Source organism: Helcococcus ovis (genome assembly GCF_004524775.2).
GTDB lineage: Bacteria > Bacillota > Clostridia > Tissierellales > Peptoniphilaceae > Helcococcus > Helcococcus ovis.
Window position 1 is genome coordinate 134,571 of record NZ_CP119081.1, and the last position, 17,868, is coordinate 152,438.

18 protein-coding genes, 1 tRNA gene and 1 rRNA gene are annotated in these 17,868 nt (G+C 28.9%); 18 read left to right on the forward strand and 2 right to left on the reverse strand.

From position 1 onward, the window contains the following. Positions 1–54: 54 nt before the first annotated feature. Positions 55–1,050, forward strand: a complete 996-nt coding sequence (locus tag EQF90_RS00630; RefSeq protein ID WP_209021417.1) for an LEM-3-like GIY-YIG domain-containing protein — start codon at positions 55–57, stop codon at positions 1,048–1,050. A gap of 243 nt (positions 1,051–1,293) precedes the next feature. Here the strand turns inward: EQF90_RS00630 and EQF90_RS00635 are convergent, their stop codons facing one another. After that, entirely contained in the window at positions 1,294–1,518 is a 225-nt protein-coding gene (locus tag EQF90_RS00635; protein ID WP_134711241.1) for a hypothetical protein, read from the reverse strand. A 277-nt stretch (positions 1,519–1,795) separates the two neighbouring features. Here EQF90_RS00635 and metG point away from each other — a divergent pair, with 277 nt between their 5' ends. The 7 genes from metG to EQF90_RS00670 all read left to right on the forward strand — a co-directional run bounded on the left by metG (position 1,796) and on the right by EQF90_RS00670 (position 7,579). Continuing rightward, a complete protein-coding gene (gene metG, locus EQF90_RS00640) occupies positions 1,796–3,748 on the forward strand; it encodes a methionine--tRNA ligase (RefSeq protein ID WP_134711239.1) in 1,953 nt (650 codons plus the stop codon). Further along, a complete protein-coding gene (locus EQF90_RS00645) occupies positions 3,748–4,551 on the forward strand; it encodes a TatD family hydrolase (RefSeq protein WP_134711237.1) in 804 nt (267 codons plus the stop codon). Before metG ends, EQF90_RS00645 begins: the two co-directional genes overlap by 1 nt. Next, positions 4,538–5,086, forward strand: a complete 549-nt coding sequence (gene rnmV, locus EQF90_RS00650; protein WP_134711235.1) for a ribonuclease M5 — start codon at positions 4,538–4,540, stop codon at positions 5,084–5,086. The genes EQF90_RS00645 and rnmV overlap by 14 nt, the downstream gene beginning before the upstream one ends. After that, positions 5,087–5,950: a 16S rRNA (adenine(1518)-N(6)/adenine(1519)-N(6))-dimethyltransferase RsmA gene (gene rsmA / locus EQF90_RS00655; protein ID WP_134711233.1), complete on the forward strand. Its 864-nt coding sequence runs from the start codon at positions 5,087–5,089 to the stop codon at positions 5,948–5,950. A gap of 90 nt (positions 5,951–6,040) precedes the next feature. After that, entirely contained in the window at positions 6,041–6,271 is a 231-nt protein-coding gene (locus tag EQF90_RS00660) for a glutaredoxin family protein (RefSeq protein WP_134711231.1), read from the forward strand. A 138-nt stretch (positions 6,272–6,409) separates the two neighbouring features. Then, positions 6,410–6,541 carry a PH domain-containing protein gene (locus EQF90_RS00665; protein ID WP_134711229.1) on the forward strand — a complete coding sequence of 44 codons (132 nt, stop codon included), beginning with the start codon at positions 6,410–6,412 and terminating at the stop codon, positions 6,539–6,541. 33 nt (positions 6,542–6,574) lie between these two features. Next, positions 6,575–7,579, forward strand: coding sequence for a PTS transporter subunit IIC (locus EQF90_RS00670; RefSeq protein WP_134711227.1), 1,005 nt, complete (start codon positions 6,575–6,577; stop codon positions 7,577–7,579). Between the two features lie 947 nt (positions 7,580–8,526). On the opposite strand, the gene EQF90_RS00675 is transcribed toward EQF90_RS00670, so the two are convergent. Beyond that, positions 8,527–8,730, reverse strand: a complete 204-nt coding sequence (locus tag EQF90_RS00675; protein ID WP_134711225.1) for a DUF1858 domain-containing protein — start codon at positions 8,728–8,730, stop codon at positions 8,527–8,529. Positions 8,731–8,834: 104 nt separating this feature from the next. Here EQF90_RS00675 and EQF90_RS00680 point away from each other — a divergent pair, with 104 nt between their 5' ends. The 10 genes from EQF90_RS00680 to EQF90_RS00725 all read left to right on the forward strand — a co-directional run bounded on the left by EQF90_RS00680 (position 8,835) and on the right by EQF90_RS00725 (position 17,840). Continuing rightward, positions 8,835–10,436 (forward strand): alpha-amylase family glycosyl hydrolase, encoded by a 1,602-nt coding sequence (locus tag EQF90_RS00680; RefSeq protein WP_134711223.1) that lies wholly within the window; start codon positions 8,835–8,837, stop codon positions 10,434–10,436. 118 nt (positions 10,437–10,554) lie between these two features. Beyond that, positions 10,555–10,797 (forward strand): Veg family protein, encoded by a 243-nt coding sequence (locus tag EQF90_RS00685; RefSeq protein ID WP_134711221.1) that lies wholly within the window; start codon positions 10,555–10,557, stop codon positions 10,795–10,797. Between the two features lie 62 nt (positions 10,798–10,859). Continuing rightward, the gene (gene murI, locus EQF90_RS00690) at positions 10,860–11,657 is read left to right on the forward strand and encodes a glutamate racemase (RefSeq protein WP_134711219.1); all 798 of its coding nucleotides are present in this window, start codon (positions 10,860–10,862) and stop codon (positions 11,655–11,657) included. A 99-nt stretch (positions 11,658–11,756) separates the two neighbouring features. Continuing rightward, positions 11,757–12,656 carry a D-alanyl-D-alanine carboxypeptidase family protein gene (locus EQF90_RS00695; protein ID WP_134711217.1) on the forward strand — a complete coding sequence of 300 codons (900 nt, stop codon included), beginning with the start codon at positions 11,757–11,759 and terminating at the stop codon, positions 12,654–12,656. A gap of 14 nt (positions 12,657–12,670) precedes the next feature. Beyond that, positions 12,671–13,579, forward strand: coding sequence for a UDP-N-acetylmuramate dehydrogenase (gene murB, locus EQF90_RS00700; protein WP_134711215.1), 909 nt, complete (start codon positions 12,671–12,673; stop codon positions 13,577–13,579). Positions 13,580–13,594: 15 nt separating this feature from the next. Continuing rightward, on the forward strand, positions 13,595–14,437 hold the full coding sequence (gene rapZ / locus EQF90_RS00705; RefSeq protein ID WP_134711213.1) for an RNase adapter RapZ: 843 nt from the start codon (positions 13,595–13,597) through the stop codon (positions 14,435–14,437). Between the two features lie 15 nt (positions 14,438–14,452). After that, positions 14,453–14,866, forward strand: coding sequence for an NUDIX hydrolase (locus tag EQF90_RS00710; protein ID WP_134711211.1), 414 nt, complete (start codon positions 14,453–14,455; stop codon positions 14,864–14,866). Beyond that, entirely contained in the window at positions 14,866–15,801 is a 936-nt protein-coding gene (whiA, locus tag EQF90_RS00715; RefSeq protein ID WP_134711209.1) for a DNA-binding protein WhiA, read from the forward strand. The genes EQF90_RS00710 and whiA overlap by 1 nt, the downstream gene beginning before the upstream one ends. A 312-nt stretch (positions 15,802–16,113) precedes the next feature. Further along, positions 16,114–17,641, forward strand: a 16S ribosomal RNA gene (locus EQF90_RS00720). A gap of 123 nt (positions 17,642–17,764) precedes the next feature. Then, positions 17,765–17,840 (forward strand) — tRNA-Ala (locus EQF90_RS00725). Positions 17,841–17,868: the final 28 nt, after the last annotated feature.

Here is a 17,868-nt window from a genome sequence, read left to right on the forward strand (position 1 = left end):
TAGATAATATAAAAAATTAAAAGAATTTCAAAAATAAAATTTAGGAGATATAGTATGATAAATATTAATCAAATAATTAGAGATGTTACTGGTGCTACTAAAGGTGAGAAAGATAAATACTATGTTTACGCACTTTTTGAAAAAGGTAAAAGAAAACCTTTTTATATAGGTAAAGGTCAAGATAGTAGAATTTTTCAACATTCACAAGACGCAAAAAATATTAAAAAATTGATAGAAAATGGTCTATTTGATGAAGAGAAAATGTCATTAAAAATAAAAAAAATAATTGATAATAATGGAGAAATCGAACCTGTAATTGTAAAATTTGGTTTAACAAACGAAGAAGCCTTTGCAACAGAGGCAGCATTAATAAGTTTGTTAGATTATATCTCTGAATTAGATTTAAGTGAGAAGCTTACAAATATTGTAAGAGGCCATGGTTCTGATAGAGAAAAAAGAGTATATTCAAAAGATAATTTAATAAAATGCCGTACAGTAGAAAATTTCATCTATAATTATGAAATAAGCGATTTTGATTTTTCTAAGATAAAGCATAAGTGTGTTTTTATAAAGATTAATAGTTCATATAAAAGTGAAGATACTAAAGAAAAGACATATGAAAATGTAAGAGGGGTCTGGAATTTATCAAAATCAAAAATGGAAAATGTTGAATATGCTGTCGCATTGTATAGGGGAATATGTGTAGGCGTATATCCAATAAGTGGTTGGAAAAAAGCTTATGATCAATCTGAAGAGTACCCATTCCCTAGGGAAAAAGATAATGTGGAATCTGTGTTAGTAAGATATAGTGATATAGAAGAACTTAAAAGAGATAAACCTGATATATTTGAAGAAATTTTCTCGATGAAACAAGATCCTCAAAAAACACTAACAATTTGGAGAAACAAATACTATTTTTACAGTGATCCTAATAAAAGTATTCCTAAAGATTTAAAAAAAGCTATAAATAAAAGGATTATTAACATTCCTAAAAAAGAAGGAGGATATAAAGATATAAATTCCAGAAGTAGGATATTGTACAATTTTTAAAAATGTAAATTAAAAGAAACTATTTTGATATATTATAACTATTAAAATAGTTTCTTTTATTCTTATATTTTAATTTTCGGAATTATATATATTTCAGTTAAAAATTTCCGCTGCTTTCAGGTAGTTCTAGTTTTATACTGTCTTGAATATAAAAAAACTTTAATTTTTGCATCCGGACAATTTATTTTTGCTTTGAAACTATTTCTTTTTTGATTAAAAAAAAGACGGTATTTCTACCATCTCTTAATGAAGTTTATTTTGATTATTTGAAGAATTATTCTCTAATTTTTGATATTTATATGCAATAGCTGAACCTATTGCTGACCATGATGAGCCTATAGTTATTAGAAGTATACCAAGAGTATTACTATTTCTTAAATCTTTATTATAAAGAACTATAATTCCAGCGATAATAAAGAATATTGAACCTAACAAAAATCTAAATGCTATCTTTTTATTTTTATTCACACTTATCCTCCAAATCATATTTATTTAGTTTGTAAAATTCTTTTTTTAATTTCATAACATACCTCTTTTTACAATCAGATTTCAAAACGATAAAATCCTTTTGTAAATTATATCATAATTTACAATCAAATTTAATAAAAATCGTTTTTGATTGTAAATTTAAATACACGAAAAACAAATTCTTCACAACTTTTTTTTGTTATGTATATTTGATATAATTAATTGATAATATAGTTAAAGAATATATTTAAATAATGATTAAAATTCGGAGGCAGGAATGGATAAAAATAAAAAGCCATATTATATTACAACGCCAATTTATTATCCAAGTGGAAATTTACACATTGGACATACATATACAACAATAGCTGCAGATGCGTTGAAAAGATATAAAAAAATACAAGGATATGATGCTTATTTAGTAACCGGTACAGATGAACATGGACAAAAAATTCAAGAAGAAGCAGATAAAAGAGGAGTTACCCCTCTAGAATTTACAACAGGAATAGTAAAGACTGTAAAAGAGTTGTGGGAAAAATTAGAAATAGATTACGATCAATTTGTTAGATCAACAGACTCGGAACACGAAAAAAATGCACAAGATATATTCCAAAAATTATATGAAAAAGGTGAGATATATAAAGGGGTTTATGAAGGATACTACTGTACTCCCGATGAATCTTTTTGGACAGAATCTCAATTAGATGAAAATGGACACTGCCCAGAATGTCATCGTCCAGTAATTAAAAAGACAGAAGAATCATACTTCTTTAGACTTTCAAAATATACAGATAAATTAATCAAGTTATATGAAGATGTTCCGGAGTTCATTCTTCCTGAAAGAAGTAAAAAAGAAATGATTAATAACTTCTTAAATAAAGGGCTTGATGATTTGTCGGTTACAAGAACTAAAGAATCATTGAAATGGGGAGTAGAAGTTCCGTTTGATGATAAACACGTAATTTACGTTTGGATTGATGCTCTAACATGCTATTTAACAGGAATAGGTTATGGTCAAGACGAAGAAAAATTCAATCATTATTGGCCAGCAGGAATACATCTGATGAGCAAGGAAATTGTAAGATTCCATACTATAATTTGGCCAGCTCTATTGATGGCTTTAGGTTATGATTTACCAAAGAGAGTATTTGCTCATGGATGGATACTATTTGATGATACCAAAATGAGTAAATCACTAGGAAATGTGGTTTATCCAGAGCCATTCATCGACCTATATGGAATCGATGCATTGAAATATTTTGTATTAAGAGAGTTTACATTTGGACAAGACGGGTCATTTACAAATGAAAAATTTTTAAATAGGGTAAATTCTGATTTGGTAAATGATTTGGGAAATTTAGTTTCCAGAACAATTGCTATGGTTGAAAAATACAATGAAGCAATCGTTGTTGAGTCAAAAACAAAAGGAGAATTTGACGAAGACCTACAAAACATTGCAAAAAATGCAATAGTAAATGTTGAAAAACATATGGAAGAATTAGCATTTTCATATGCTTTAGAAGATATTTGGACACTTATAAGACGTACAAACAAATATATTGACGAAACAAGCCCATGGATGTTAATAAAAGAAGATAAAGATAGATTAGATACAGTTTTATACAATCTAATTGAAAGTGTAAGAATAATAGCTCAATTAATAGAACCATTCCTACCTCATACATCAAAATTAATTTTTGAACAATTAGGCATTGAAAGTATGGGATGGGATTCTGCAAGAGAATTTGGATTATATCCTGTTGGAAATAAAGTTACAAAAGGGGAAAATTTATTCCCGAGATTAGATATAAAAAAAGAATTAGAAAAAATTCAAAAGGCAAATGATGAATTATTCCAACAAAGAGTTGGATCTGTAAAAAAAGAAGAATCGAAAGAGGGGATAAAGCCAGCAATTGAATTTGAAGATTTTGAAAAAATCGACATGAAAGTTGGAAAGATTTTAGAGTGTGAAAAACATCCAGATGCTGATAAATTACTTGTTTTTAAGGTGAAAATTGGAGATGAAACCAGACAAATAGTTTCAGGTATCAAAAAATGGTATGAACCGGAACAACTTATAGGTAAAAAAGTTGTAGTTTTGATGAATTTAAAACCTAGAAAAATCAGAGGTATTGAATCACAAGGTATGCTTTTATCAGCTGAAAAAGACGGCGAACTTTCATTACTTTCAGTGCTAAACGATGTTGAAGATGGATCAGGAGTTGCTTAATGAGTGAATATATTATTGATTCTCATGCACATTTGACAGATGAAAAATTTGAAGATAGAGATTTAATTATTGAAAACTTTGAAAAAGAAAAAGTTTTGGCTATGATAAATCCCGGTGTAGATGAAGAATCGAGTATTCAAGCTGTTGAACTGGCGAATAAACATAAAAGAGTATTTGCTTTAGTGGGTACTCATCCTCACGAGGCGAAATTTTATGATGATAATTTAAGAGAAAAATATAGAAAATTAGCTGTAAATAATGATAAAGTTGTAGGGATTGGAGAGATTGGTTTGGACTATCATTATGAATTTAGTCCTATCGAAAAACAAAAGGAAGTTTTTATAGATCAGATAAAATTGGCGAAAGAACTGGATTTGCCTATTATTATTCATTCAAGAGAAGCTTTTGATGATACTTACAACATTCTCAAAAAGTATGCTGTAGGTATGAAGGTTTTATTACATTCATTCAATGAAACTTGGGATGATTGTGAAAAATATCTTGATTTAGGATTTTATATTTCTTTAGGCGGAATGCTTACATTTAAGAATTCTAAAAATTTAATAAAAGTTGTTGAAAACATGCCGATAGATAGATTACTTTTAGAAACTGATTCTCCTTATTTAACACCGGTTCCACATAGAGGAAAAAGAAATGAACCACTTTATACTCATGTTGTTGCTAATAGAATTGCAGAGATGAGGGTTGAAGATGTTTCATATATAAAAGAAAAAACAAATCAAAATAGTATAGAATTTTTTGATTTAATTAATCATGGGTTAAATACAGATGGAAAAAATTAAAGAAATTATTGTAGTTGAAGGAAAAGACGATATTATTGCGGTTAAAAGGGCATTTAAAGGAAATATTGATGTTGTGGCAACTCATGGCCTTGGAATAAAGAAAAACCTTTTAGAAGAATTAGCAAAATTAAATGAAACTAAAGGTATAATAGTTTTAACAGACCCCGATTATGCAGGAAAAAGAATATCTAACATGATTAGAGAATATGTTCCAAATGCAAAATTCGCAAGCATATCTAGAAATGATGCTACAAAGGGGGATAATATAGGAGTTGAAAATGCTTCTGATGAAGCAATTATCAAAGCTATAGATAAGGCTAGACCAATTTACGAAGAATCAAAAGAAATATTTTCTATGGAAGATATTATAGATAATGGATTTTCAGGATTACAAAATTCAAAAGAACGAAGAATTAAGTTCTGTAAAATAGTAGGAATAACTTACTGTAACGCAAAACAATTATTAACAAGATTAAATGCTTTTGGAATTACTAGAGAAGAATTTGAAAAAGCAGTTAAACAATTAGGAGATTAAATGGGAAGAGATAGACTATACTCACCAAAAGTTATAAAAGAAATTAAAAATTTTTTTGGATTTAATTTTTCAAAAGGATTGGGACAAAATTTTCTTACGGATGGAAATGTTGTTAGAGCAATATCCGAGGGGGCAAAAATCACAAAAGATGATAATGTTTTAGAAGTAGGACCAGGATTTGGAACTTTAACAGAAGAACTTTTGATTAATGCTAAGAAGGTAGTATCTGTGGAATTGGATGAGAGATTAAATCCTGTTTTAATACAGACATTAGGAGAGTTTGATAATTTTGTCCTTGTGAATGCTGATATTCTTAAAGCTGATTTGAATAAATTAGTTTCAGATCAATTTGGAGATGAGCCATTTAAAGTGGTTGCAAATTTGCCTTATTACATTACTACCCCAATAATCGAATTATTTTTAGAAAGTAATCTAAATGTAAAATCACTTACATTTATGGTTCAAAAAGAAGTGGGAGATAGGATTTTAGCTAAACCGGGAAATAAGGTGTATGGTTCATTGACTGTATTTACAAGTTTTTATGCAGAAGCATCAATGGTTGTAAAAGTTCCGAAAACAGTATTTATGCCGCAACCAAAAGTTGATAGTGTAGTTATAAATTTGAGATTGAAAGATAAATTACCGAATGTAAATAAAAAAATATTTTTTAAGCTTATGAGAGGTGGATTTACAAAAAGAAGAAAAAACATATTAAATTCATTGACTACAGATTTATCTTTAGGTGTTGATAGAGCTAAGATGAAGGAAATATTAGCAAAATTAAATATTCCTGAAAACTATAGAGCAGAAGATTTATCACTTGAAGATTATTTAAATATTACAAAGTGTTTAGAAAAAATGTAACAGGGTATAAACAAGTTGCGACTAATATAGTTGAAATTATATGACTTTGTTATATAATTAAAATAACAATAAAAATTAAGGAGAAATAATATGCAAAAAGTTGTAGTATACACATCAGAAACATGCCCTTACTGTGTAGCAGCAAAGGAATTCTTAAAAGAAAATAATGTAGAATATACAGAAAAAAATGTAACATCGGACGAAACAGCAAGAAATGAATTAATCGAAAAGGGTTATAGAGGGGTTCCTGTTATAGTAGTAGGTGAAGAAGAAATTGTAGGATTTGATAAAAACAGATTATCAAGTTTATTAGGATTATAATTCGAGTAGAGCCAGTGCATTTAATGTGTACTGGTTTTTATTTTTTAAATTAATACCTAAACTATTTCTTTTAGATTCAATATTTATTTTAATAATTTTACCTTTATATAGATATGTAGCTTTAAAAAAGTGGGATATATGGTTACAAATAAAAGAGTTTACTTGATTTTAGGAATTATAGGAACTGATGTTCAAATCATTGAATATAGAGAAATTGAAAAGCTTAATGTAAATATTGGAATTTTAGAAAAAATGAAAAATTTTATTTAATTTATGTTATATTAAAAGTGATTGGAGGTAATTATGAAAAATTATTTTATAAAAGTACTGAATGGTATGGCTTTAGGCTTATTCTCTTCACTTTTAATAGGTTTGATACTTAAGCAAGTAGGCATGCTTGTTAAATTTGACTTGCTAATTCAATTTGGAGATATGGCTCAAAAATTAATGGCACCTGCTATAGGGGCGGGTGTTGCGTATGCAATTAATGCTCCCGGATTGGTTATATTTTCTGCTATGATTGCAGGTGCAATTGGTGGAGGTTCTGTTAATACTGTTGACGGTAAAACATTAATAAGTATAGGAGAACCTGTAGGTGCATTTATTTCTTCGTTGGTAGCATCCGAATTTGGAAAAAGAATTTATGGTAAAACTAAGGTTGATATTATATTAGTGCCAGCTAGTGTAATAATAATTGGAGGTTTAGTAGGATTTTATTTAAGTCCATATATTTCAAAGGGAATGAATTACATAGGAGAAATTATCAATTTCGCAACCCATCAACAACCATTTTTAATGGGTTTATTAATTTCTTTAATTATGGGAATAATTTTAACTTTACCAATAAGTTCTGCTGCTATAGGAATAAGTTTAGGATTAAACGGATTGGCAGCTGGAGCTGCGATTGTTGGTGGAGCATCTCATATGGTTGGATTTGCAATTGCTTCATATAGAGAGAATGGATTTGGTGGATTAATATCGCAAGGGTTAGGTACTTCAATGTTACAAATAGGAAATATAGTAAAAAAACCAATTATTATGTTACCTGCAATAATCAGCTCAATAATTTTAGGACCAATTTCAACTGTAATTTTTAAGATGCAAGCAACTCCAGCAGGTTCAGGAATGGGAACAAGTGGATTAGTTGGACAATTTTCCACATATTCAGCTATGGGTAAAAATGCTTTTTTAGGAGTGTTGCTATTACATTTCATACTACCCGGAATAATTTCGTACCTTGTTTCTTCGTTTATGTATAAAAAAGGATATATAAAAATGGGTGATATGAAATTGAGTAATGGTAAATAGAAAATTAAAAGGTGTTTTATTGAAAAATAAAATTTTTAATGATATTAGTAAATTTAGATAAAACATTAATTTTAAATTATTTCAATCAAAGGTATTATATCATCGCAAAAATTAGATTTGGCAAAATGAGATAATGAAAATTGGTATCAAAAGTATCGCAAAAATTAGATTTGGCAAAATGAGATAATGAAAATTGGTATCAAAAGTATCGCAAAAATTAGATTATAAAAATTGCGATAATAAAATGAGTCGAAAAAATCAAAATTCATTAATGAAAAATACCCACAAATTAAAAAATATTGAAAATGCGATAAAAATCAGTGCTGAAAAAGTACCTACAAAATTCAAATCATAAAAATTGCGATATTTTTTTAGTGAAAAACAATACCCGCAAAATATATATGTTAAAAATTGAGATAATATAGTATATATGGATTAAGAGTTAAATAAGATATACATTTTGTTGGATATTAATGTTATTCTATAAATAAGCCCTGGATATTGAAATTTAGGGCTTATCTATTTTTAAAATTTTATAATATAAAATTTGTTTATTATTTTATCTAATTTAATATATTTTAGGCGTGTTGTTTTCGACGTTTTCTATTTCTTTAGTAATTATTTTTCTTAAATTTAATTTATACTTTTCATATTTAGGCTCAAAAACGATGTTATTTAATTCTCCTATTTTATCTAAGTTATCTATAATTCTTCCTAGATTATTATCTATACTTATATAAAATCCTAAATATATATAGGATCCTAAATAATCAGATTCTTCTTCTGCATTTTCACCTCTATATTCTTGAGGAATAGCTGTGATTTTATTATTAATAGAATGGTTTTCTGATAAATCACCAGAATTAGTTAAATTCGATTTTTCAACATATGCATTTTCGTAACCAGATTCTTCTACCTATAAAAAAAGTAATCAAATGATGACTTTACTATTTATTTAATTCCTCTATCAATAAATCTGGTTCAATACCATGAACCATGGCAGCTTCTTCTACTGTTTCTAATTGGCTTATAGGACATCCGATACAACCTAAACCATACATCATAAGAATGCTTAAAGTTTTAGGTTTCAGTTTAATAACATCACCCAATATCATATCACCGGTTATAACTATTTCATTTTTATCTGTCATAATTTCCTCCTATTTGAAAATATTATATTATAAATATCAATACATTTAAAATATTTACCAAAATTTATAATATAATTATATTAAATAATATATTTGGAGGAATAATGAATAGAATAAAAAAAATTATAGCTATAACTTTTGTATTTGTTTTAATATTTACAAATATTTCTTTTGCCGAATCTAAAATTAAATGGGATGAAGAAATAATTTATTTCATACTTACAGATAGATTTTTTGACGGAGATAAGTCTAATAATGAACTATATGGAAAAGATTCATATGATTTAAATCATTTAGAAGCATATCATGGTGGAGATTTTCAGGGAATAATTGACAAGGTTTCTTATTTAAGAGAATTAGGAATTACAACACTTTGGATTACTCCTGTAGTTAAAAATATTGAAACTAATATGAGAAAAGATATAAATGACAAGCAATACGGATATCACGGATATTGGGCTGAAGATTTTACTAAAATTGATCCTCATCTTGGAAACGAAGAAAAATTAATGGAATTGGTAGATGTTTTAGCTGATAATGGAATAAAACTAATGGTAGATGTTGTTTTAAATCATGCTGGATATGGTATGAATAATGAGAAACAATTTAATGATATGTTTAGAAAAAATCCGGATAAAAGTGAAGTTAAAGGAGAATTAGCGGGATTACCGGATTTTAAGACTGAAGAAAGGGAAGTTAGAGATAAACTTATTAAATGGCAATCTTATTGGGCTAACAAAATCTCCCCGAAAGGAAATAAAATTGCGTATTTCAGAGTAGATACCGTAAAACATGTAGATAAAGATACATGGAAAGATTTTAAATCAAAAATAATAGAATTAAATCCGAACTTCAAGATGATAGGAGAAGTTTTTGATGCAAATATAACAAAGACTGGGGGATATTTAGACGATTCCATGATGGATTCTCTTTTAGATTTTGATTTTAAAAATGTTGCATATTCTTTTTCTAAAGGTAATTTTGAGGATGTAAATAGGAAATTAAAATTTAGAAACTCTAAAATAAATGAGAATATTACTATGGGGCAATTTTTATCATCCCATGATGAAAACGGATTTTTAAAAATGAAATTAAATAATGATGTCAACCTGTTTAAGCCTGTTGTTTCTTTACAATTAACAACTAAAGGACAACCTGTTATTTATTATGGGGAAGAAATAGGAATGTCCGGAAAAAAAGATGACTTTACAAATGGTGTTTACAGTGAAAATAGGGAATCTTTTAAATGGGATAAGGTTAAGGATAATAAACTTACTGATCACTATAAGAAAATGATTGAAATTAGAAAAATGCAAAAAGATGTATTTTCTAAGGGTGGTAGAGAAATGGTTTATTCTGATAAAAATGTATATGTATTTGAAAGGAAATTTGGAGATAAATCTATAATTACATTTTTAAATAAAAGTAATGAAAACCAAAATATTGAAATAGATAATAAATTTAATTCTATGAATTTGGTGAATTTATATTCACGTGAAGAAATAAAAGCTGGCAAAACAATCAAAGTGAACGTCCCTAAGAATGAAGCTGGAGGAACTGTAGTTTTAATTGACAAGAATTATGTTCCTAAAGATTTTAAAGTAAAAAAACATTATAGTTCTATTATATATATATTTTTTGTTTTTAATATTTTATTAATTTCTTTCATAATATTTTTAATTATTAAAAAAAAGAATAAAAATTGATTGTAAAATTTTATTGACAATCAAATATTTTTTAGATATAATATTTAATTAATTTGACAATTGTTATTGGTTGTGTTAATATATTACTATCCAAAAACAGAAAAGGATGTGATATCGAATGAAAAGATCAGAAGCATTAGCAGCTATTAGAAGTGAAGTAGAAGAGAACATCGGCAAAAAGGTACAACTTAAGGCTGATAGAGGTAGAAAGAAAATTGTCACCAGAGTTGGATATATTGAGAATGCATTTCCTAATTTATTCACGGTAAAAGTAAATAATGATTTTGATGAAAGTGTTACGCTTTCATACACTTATTCAGACGTATTAACATCAACGGTTAAAATTAAAGTTGTGAGTTAATTTTACAAGCATCGTTTAATCGGTGCTTTTTTTATTGAAAAAATGAAATTAAAGAGGAAATTATGAATATTAGTAATAGACCGATAGGAGTTTTTGATTCAGGACTTGGGGGATTAACTGTTTTAAAAGAATTAAAGAAAATTTTACCAAATGAAAATTATATTTATTTAGGAGATTTGAAAAATAGTCCATATGGAGACAAAAGTGGTGATGAGATAACATCTTTTACTAAAAAAAATATAGAATTTTTTCTGAAAAATGGTGTAAAACTTGTAGTTGTAGCATGTAATACTGCCTCATCATACAATATTGAAAAAATTAGAGAAATTTATAATGTTCCTATAATAACAGTTTTAGAGTCTGCCATAAGCGGTATAAATAAAGAGGATAAGAATATTTTATTGGCTGCAACCAAAGCTACTTGTAATTCTGGTTATTTTGATAAACTTTTAAAAATGAATTTTGAAATTGTAAACTTATATAAAGAGGCTTGTATAGACATAGTACCATCAATTGAAAATAAAAATTTGGTTGATGATGAAATTCAAGTAATAGTTGATAAGTATATAAAAAAATATTCTAAAGAAAAAATTGATAAATTGATTTTGGGATGCACACACTATCCTATTTGGAAAAAATATTTTGAAAATTCAGTAAATAAGGATGTAGAAATATTTGATCCTGCACATAAATTAGCACTAGATGTATATAATTATTTGAATATAAATAGAATGTTAAATAATGATGAAAATTCAAAAATTAAGTTTTGTGTAACTAAAAACAAAGATATATTTTTTGAAAAATCAAAAAAATTTATTGGGGAAAAATTTATTGAAAAAGTTGAAAAAATTGAATTATAATTTTAAAAAAATCTCAAAATTAATCTTTAATTAAATGACTATATATTGTATAATTAAAAAGACAGATAAAGAGTTTTATATAAGGTTTAGGGATGAAAAATGAGATTAGATGATAGATTGAAAAATAGACAAGAAAATAGAAGAATTAAAAAAGATAAAAAAAGAAAGCAAATGAGAAATTTATTGATAGGAACAGTTTTGGTAGTATCTATAAGTGTATCAATTGCTTATTTTTCATTATCTAAAAATCATAATGTAAATGCTAATACAGCCAAAATATCAAGTGATATTAATGAAAGTAAGGAAAATGCATTTTCGGATATACCTATAGGTTATAAAAAAGTTAATAAAACTGCATTTGTATTTAGTTCTACAGAGGATAATCCTAAAAATTTATTAACCTTAAATGAAGGTGAATATGTTGAATTTTTAGGTTCTGAAAAAGGTTGGAGTAAAATAAAACATAAAGGTCAAGTTGGATATGTTGAAAATTCGAATCTAAATTCAACTAAAGATAATGAACTTAAAATTATTAAAGGTCAGCTTATAGTAACAAAGGATTATGTAATTCCAAATGATTTTGAAACTACATTTGATGTTGAAACTGAAAATGCAATGCTTGTAATGTTTGAAGCTATGAAAAGAGAAGGTTTAGAATTAGGAGTTTCTAAAAAATATATAAGTTCAGATGAAGAAACACCAAAAGTTGAAAAACAAAAATACGTTCTTCCATTAATTGAACAAAATGAATTACGAACGGGAAAAGCTATAGAAGTTAATATTCCAAATGGTGCAACTAGAGTTGATTTTTCTGAAACTAAAGAAGGTAAATGGTTAGCTGAAAATGCTTATAAATTTGGATTTATATTAAGATATCCTGCTAATAAACAAGACATAACGGGATTTATTTCTAATCAATATATTTATAGATATGTAGGGTCGGAAGTTGCTAAAGAAATGCATGATTCCGATTTAACTATCGAAGAGTATTTTAAATAGATTAGGAGGGATAAATGTTAGAAAATATAAAAAATGAACTGCTATCAGGAAAATTTGGCGACTCTAAAGAAAATGAAATATTAAGAGAGTATACAACATTTAAAATAGGTGGACCTGCTGATATACTTGTTAAACCTAATTCAGAGTATCAACTTTCAGAATTGGTAAAATTTTGTAAGTTAAATGATATACCTTTAACTATAATAGGTAAAGGATCTAATCTGCTTATAAGAGATAAAGGCGTAAGAGGGGTAGTTATAGTTTTAAGAGATAACTTTAATGAAATAAAAATTGATGGGTTACAAGTTACTGCTCAAGCAGGAGCTTTATTGAGAGATGTAGCGATAGTATCATTTTCTAAGGATTTAACAGGATTGGAACCTGTAAGCGGTATTCCCGGAAGTGTCGGCGGAGCTATTATTATGAATGCCGGAGCTTATGGAACTGAAATGTCAAATATTGTTAAATCAGTAAGATGTATGGAACAAAATGGAGAAATAAGAGAATATACAAATGAAGAAATGGATTTTTCTTATAGACATTCTTTAGCATCTGAAAAAGGCTTGTTAGTTATATCCGCCACATTTAAATTAGAAAAAGGCGAACATGATGAAATTCAACAAAAATTTAAGGAATATGATTATAAAAGAAGTTCTAAACAACCTTTGGAAAAAAATTCAGCCGGTTCAACATTTAAGAGACCTCAAGGACATTTCGCTTCTAAATTGATAGATGATACAGGGTTAAGAGGATTTACTGTAGGCGAAGCTCAGGTTTCAGAAAAACATTGTGGGTTTTTAATTAATATTGAAAATTCATCTTGTGAAAATATGTTGGAACTTATTCGTCAAGTACAAGAAAAAGTTTATGAAAAATATAATGTAAGACTTGAAAGAGAAGTAAAGCTTATAGGTGAAGAATAAAATTAGGAGAATTCTATGGAAGTAGTAATAATAACAGGAATGAGCGGAGCCGGTAAAACTTCAGTATTAAATATATGTCAAGATAATGATTACTATGGAATAGATAATATTCCTCCTAAGTTAATTTCTGAATACTTCCAATTAATTGATAGTGAAAATATGGAGTATAATAAATTTGTTTTTGTTATAGATATAAGATCTGGACATTTCTTAAATGATTTTGAAAATGAAATAATAAAATTAAGAAAACAAGGACATGATGTAAAAATCATTTATTTGGATGCTGATGATGACGAATTAATTAGAAGATATCAAGAGAAGAGAAGACCGCATCCATATAAGAATTTAAGTCTTGGAAATGCGATAAAAAAAGAAAGAGAAGAAATGTTGAAAATCAGAGAGTTATCTGATTATTATTTAAACACTACAGGATTTAATAGTTCTTCATTAAAAAATAAATTATTAGAAATTTTAGAAGTTAAAGAAAAAGCTACAATTCATATAATAAGTTTTGGTTTTAAATATGGAATATTAAAAGAAGCTGATTTATTGTTTGACGTAAGGTTTATAACAAATCCTTTTTATATTCAAACTTTAAAGGAAAAAAGTGGTAAAGAAGAAGAGGTTAGAAATTTTGTTTTAGGCTTTGAAGCGTCAAAAGAATTTATAAATAAGATAGAAGATCTTGTAGATTTTTTAGTACCTAATTTTCTTAAGCAATCAAAAAGCAATTTAGTTATAGGTATTGGATGTACAGGAGGTAAACATAGGTCAGTAGTTATTTCTGAAAAATTAAATGATATTTTAAGAGAAAAATATGACGTTAATGTATATCATAGAGAACAAAATAAATGGTGAAAGGGAGGTGGTTTTGTGAAGGAACATAGCGCCGGCGGCGTAGTCATTAATAATGGTAAAGTTTTAATATTGAAGAAATATTATGGGGATTGGGTACTACCTAAAGGTAAAATGGAAAATAATGAAACCACGGACATTACAGCTGTTAGGGAAGTTGAAGAAGAAACTGGTATAAAAGCTGAAATAATAAAAAAAATAGGATATGCAAGATATCATTATTTAAATCAAGAAGATAAAGATGTTTCTAAAAGAGTTGATTACTATATAATGAAACAAATTGGCGGTGATCTAATTCCTCAAAAAGAAGAAGGTTTTTCTTTTGCTGACTTTGTTGATTATAAAATGGCTGTGGAATTACTAAAACATGATTCTGAAAAAAGAATGGTAAAAAATGCGATAAAAATATATGAAAGTTTTAGGGGAAAATAATGTCTTTCTCAAATAAAATAAAAAAAGAATTATCCATAGTAAAAATTAATAGCAAACTGGAAGCCTTAATAGAATTGTCTTCTATATTAAAATCAAATGCAAGCATTTCAATAAGAAATGCTTTTATTAATATAAACTTTTCTACGGAAAGTGAGTACGTTGTAAAAAGAATATATAAACTTATTGATTATATATATGATTATGAATCTGTAATAAGTAGATTTGAAAATAATTCAATTATGAAGAAAGGTATATATAATATATCTGTTGAAGATGAAAACATAGTAAATAAAATTTTATCAGATTCAGGATTTGATTTTTATGGAAACTATACTACTAAAATAGAAGTAATATTTTCAAGAATAAAAAGTTTAGAAGCAAAGGGAATATCATCATATTTGAGAGGATTATTTATAGGCTCAGGCAGTATGGTTGATCCAAATAAGAATTATCATTTAGAAGTTATCTTTACTACTAAAGATGATTTGGACCTAGCTTGTAAAGTGCTAGAGTATGCTAAAATAGATGTATTAAAAGGTGAAAGAAAAGAAAAATATTTAATTTATATAAAAAATTCAGAAATTATTTCTAATTTTTTAAATATTATAAAAGCCAATAGAGCTTTATTGGAGCTTGAAAATATTAAAATAGAAAAAGAAATAAGAAATGATACTAATAGAAGGATAAATTTTGATATGGCTAATATAAATAAAACAGTTAATACAGCGCAAAAACAATTAAAATATATAGAAATTTTGGAAATGAAAAATAAAGTACCGGAAAATCTAAAAGAGTTAGTAAAATTAAGAAAAAAATATCCTGCGGATTCCTTAAAACAACTTGCTGAAAAATTTGATCCACCAATATCAAAATCGAGCGTATCATATAAAATGAATATGTTGAAATCATTAGCTGAAAAAGAAGAAAAAAAATAAAAAAAAGCTTGACAACATAAAATAAAATTGTTAATATATAAAAGTTGACTGAAACGGAAACTAAGAAAGCGAAAGAAAAATAAAAAAAGCTTGACAAGAGAAATTTCAGATGATAATATATAAAAGTTCACTTAACTTAAGGAAATCTTGAAAAGAAAAAAAACAAAAAAAAGCTTGACAAGATAAAGTAAAAGTGATAATATATAAAAGTCGTCACAAGAGAGATCTTGAGACAATAAAGAACCTAAACAATTAAATAACGTCAATAACTTTTGAGTATGATAATTTCAAAAAATAAGCTAGATCAAACTTTATTTTGAGAGTTTGATCCTGGCTCAGGACGAACGCTGGCGGCGTGCTTAACACATGCAAGTTGAACGAGAATTTTTTAATTAATTTCTTCGGAAAGAGATTAAAGAAGGAAAGTAGCGAACGGGTGAGTAACACGTGAGAAACCTGCCTTTCACAAAGGGATAGCCTCGGGAAACCGGGATTAATACCTTATGACACTTAGATATCGCATGATAATTAAGTTAAAGAATTTCGGTGAAAGATGGTCTCGCGTCTGATTAGCTAGTTGGTAAGGTAACGGCTTACCAAGGCGACGATCAGTAGCCGGATTGAGAGGTTGAACGGCCACACTGGAACTGAGACACGGTCCAGACTCCTACGGGAGGCAGCAGTGGGGAATTTTGCACAATGGGGGGAACCCTGATGCAGCGACGCCGCGTGAACGATGAAGGTCTTCGGATTGTAAAGTTCTGTCCTTAGTGAAGATAATGACTGTAACTAAGAAGCAAGCCCTGGCTAAATACGTGCCAGCAGCCGCGGTAATACGTATGGGGCAAGCGTTGTCCGGAATTATTGGGCGTAAAGGGTACGTAGGCGGTAATTTAAGTCTGAATTTAAAGGCTGTGGCTCAACCATAGTAAGGTTCAGATACTGGATTACTTGAGTAGATGAGGGGAAAGTGGAATTCCATGTGTAGCGGTGAAATGCGTAGATATATGGAGGAACACCTGTGGCGAAGGCGACTTTCTGGAATCTAACTGACGCTGAGGTACGAAGGCGTGGGGAGCAAACAGGATTAGATACCCTGGTAGTCCACGCAGTAAACGATGAGTGCTAGTTGTCGGGAGTCAAATCTCGGTGACGCAGCTAACGCATTAAGCACTCCGCCTGGGGAGTACGTACGCAAGTATGAAACTCAAAGGAATTGACGGGGACCCGCACAAGCAGCGGAGCATGTGGTTTAATTCGAAGCAACGCGAAGAACCTTACCAAGGCTTGACATATACAGGGATATACTAGAGATAGTATAGTTTCTTCGGAAACTTGTATACAGGTGGTGCATGGTTGTCGTCAGCTCGTGTCGTGAGATGTTGGGTTAAGTCCCGTAACGAGCGCAACCCTTATCTTTAGTTACCAGCATTTCGGATGGGGACTCTAGAGAGACTGCCGGTGATAAACCGGAGGAAGGTGGGGATGACGTCAAATCATCATGCCCTATATGTCTTGGGCTACACACGTGCTACAATGGTCTGAACAAAGCGCAGCTACCTCGTGAGAGCAAGCGAATCGCATAAAACAGATCTCAGTTCGGATTGTAGGCTGCAACTCGCCTACATGAAGTCGGAGTTGCTAGTAATCGTGGATCAGAACGCCACGGTGAATGCGTTCCCGGGTCTTGTACACACCGCCCGTCACACCATGGGAGTTGGCAATACCCGAAGCCGTCGAGCTAACCGTTAGGAGGCAGACGTCGAAGGTAGGGTCAATAACTGGGGTGAAGTCGTAACAAGGTAGCCGTATCGGAAGGTGCGGCTGGATCACCTCCTTTCTAAGGAAAAGTTGGTAGAGAAAAAAAGTATTTATCAACTATTAAAAAGAAATTACGATTCAATAGGCATTGACGTTTAGTTTAGGAAAATTAAATATTTTATCTGGCGACAGATTTCTTTATGGGGGTATAGCTCAGTTGGGAGAGCGTCTGCCTTGCACGCAGAAGGCCAGGAGTTCGAATCTCCTTACCTCCACCATTTGAACCTAAAACAATTAAATATTATG

Coding starts and splice junctions, on each gene's coding strand:
- EQF90_RS00630 (WP_209021417.1), top strand. CDS start 55: ATGATAAATATTAATCAAATAATTAGAGATGTTACTGGTGCTACTAAA.
- metG (WP_134711239.1), top strand. CDS start 1,796: ATGGATAAAAATAAAAAGCCATATTATATTACAACGCCAATTTATTAT.
- EQF90_RS00645 (WP_134711237.1), top strand. CDS start 3,748: ATGAGTGAATATATTATTGATTCTCATGCACATTTGACAGATGAAAAA.
- rnmV (WP_134711235.1), top strand. CDS start 4,538: ATGGAAAAAATTAAAGAAATTATTGTAGTTGAAGGAAAAGACGATATT.
- rsmA (WP_134711233.1), top strand. CDS start 5,087: ATGGGAAGAGATAGACTATACTCACCAAAAGTTATAAAAGAAATTAAA.
- EQF90_RS00660 (WP_134711231.1), top strand. CDS start 6,041: ATGCAAAAAGTTGTAGTATACACATCAGAAACATGCCCTTACTGTGTA.
- EQF90_RS00665 (WP_134711229.1), top strand. CDS start 6,410: ATGGTTACAAATAAAAGAGTTTACTTGATTTTAGGAATTATAGGAACT.
- EQF90_RS00670 (WP_134711227.1), top strand. CDS start 6,575: ATGAAAAATTATTTTATAAAAGTACTGAATGGTATGGCTTTAGGCTTA.
- EQF90_RS00675 (WP_134711225.1), bottom strand. CDS start 8,730: ATGACAGATAAAAATGAAATAGTTATAACCGGTGATATGATATTGGGT.
- EQF90_RS00680 (WP_134711223.1), top strand. CDS start 8,835: ATGAATAGAATAAAAAAAATTATAGCTATAACTTTTGTATTTGTTTTA.
- EQF90_RS00685 (WP_134711221.1), top strand. CDS start 10,555: ATGAAAAGATCAGAAGCATTAGCAGCTATTAGAAGTGAAGTAGAAGAG.
- murI (WP_134711219.1), top strand. CDS start 10,860: ATGAATATTAGTAATAGACCGATAGGAGTTTTTGATTCAGGACTTGGG.
- EQF90_RS00695 (WP_134711217.1), top strand. CDS start 11,757: ATGAGATTAGATGATAGATTGAAAAATAGACAAGAAAATAGAAGAATT.
- murB (WP_134711215.1), top strand. CDS start 12,671: ATGTTAGAAAATATAAAAAATGAACTGCTATCAGGAAAATTTGGCGAC.
- rapZ (WP_134711213.1), top strand. CDS start 13,595: ATGGAAGTAGTAATAATAACAGGAATGAGCGGAGCCGGTAAAACTTCA.
- whiA (WP_134711209.1), top strand. CDS start 14,866: ATGTCTTTCTCAAATAAAATAAAAAAAGAATTATCCATAGTAAAAATT.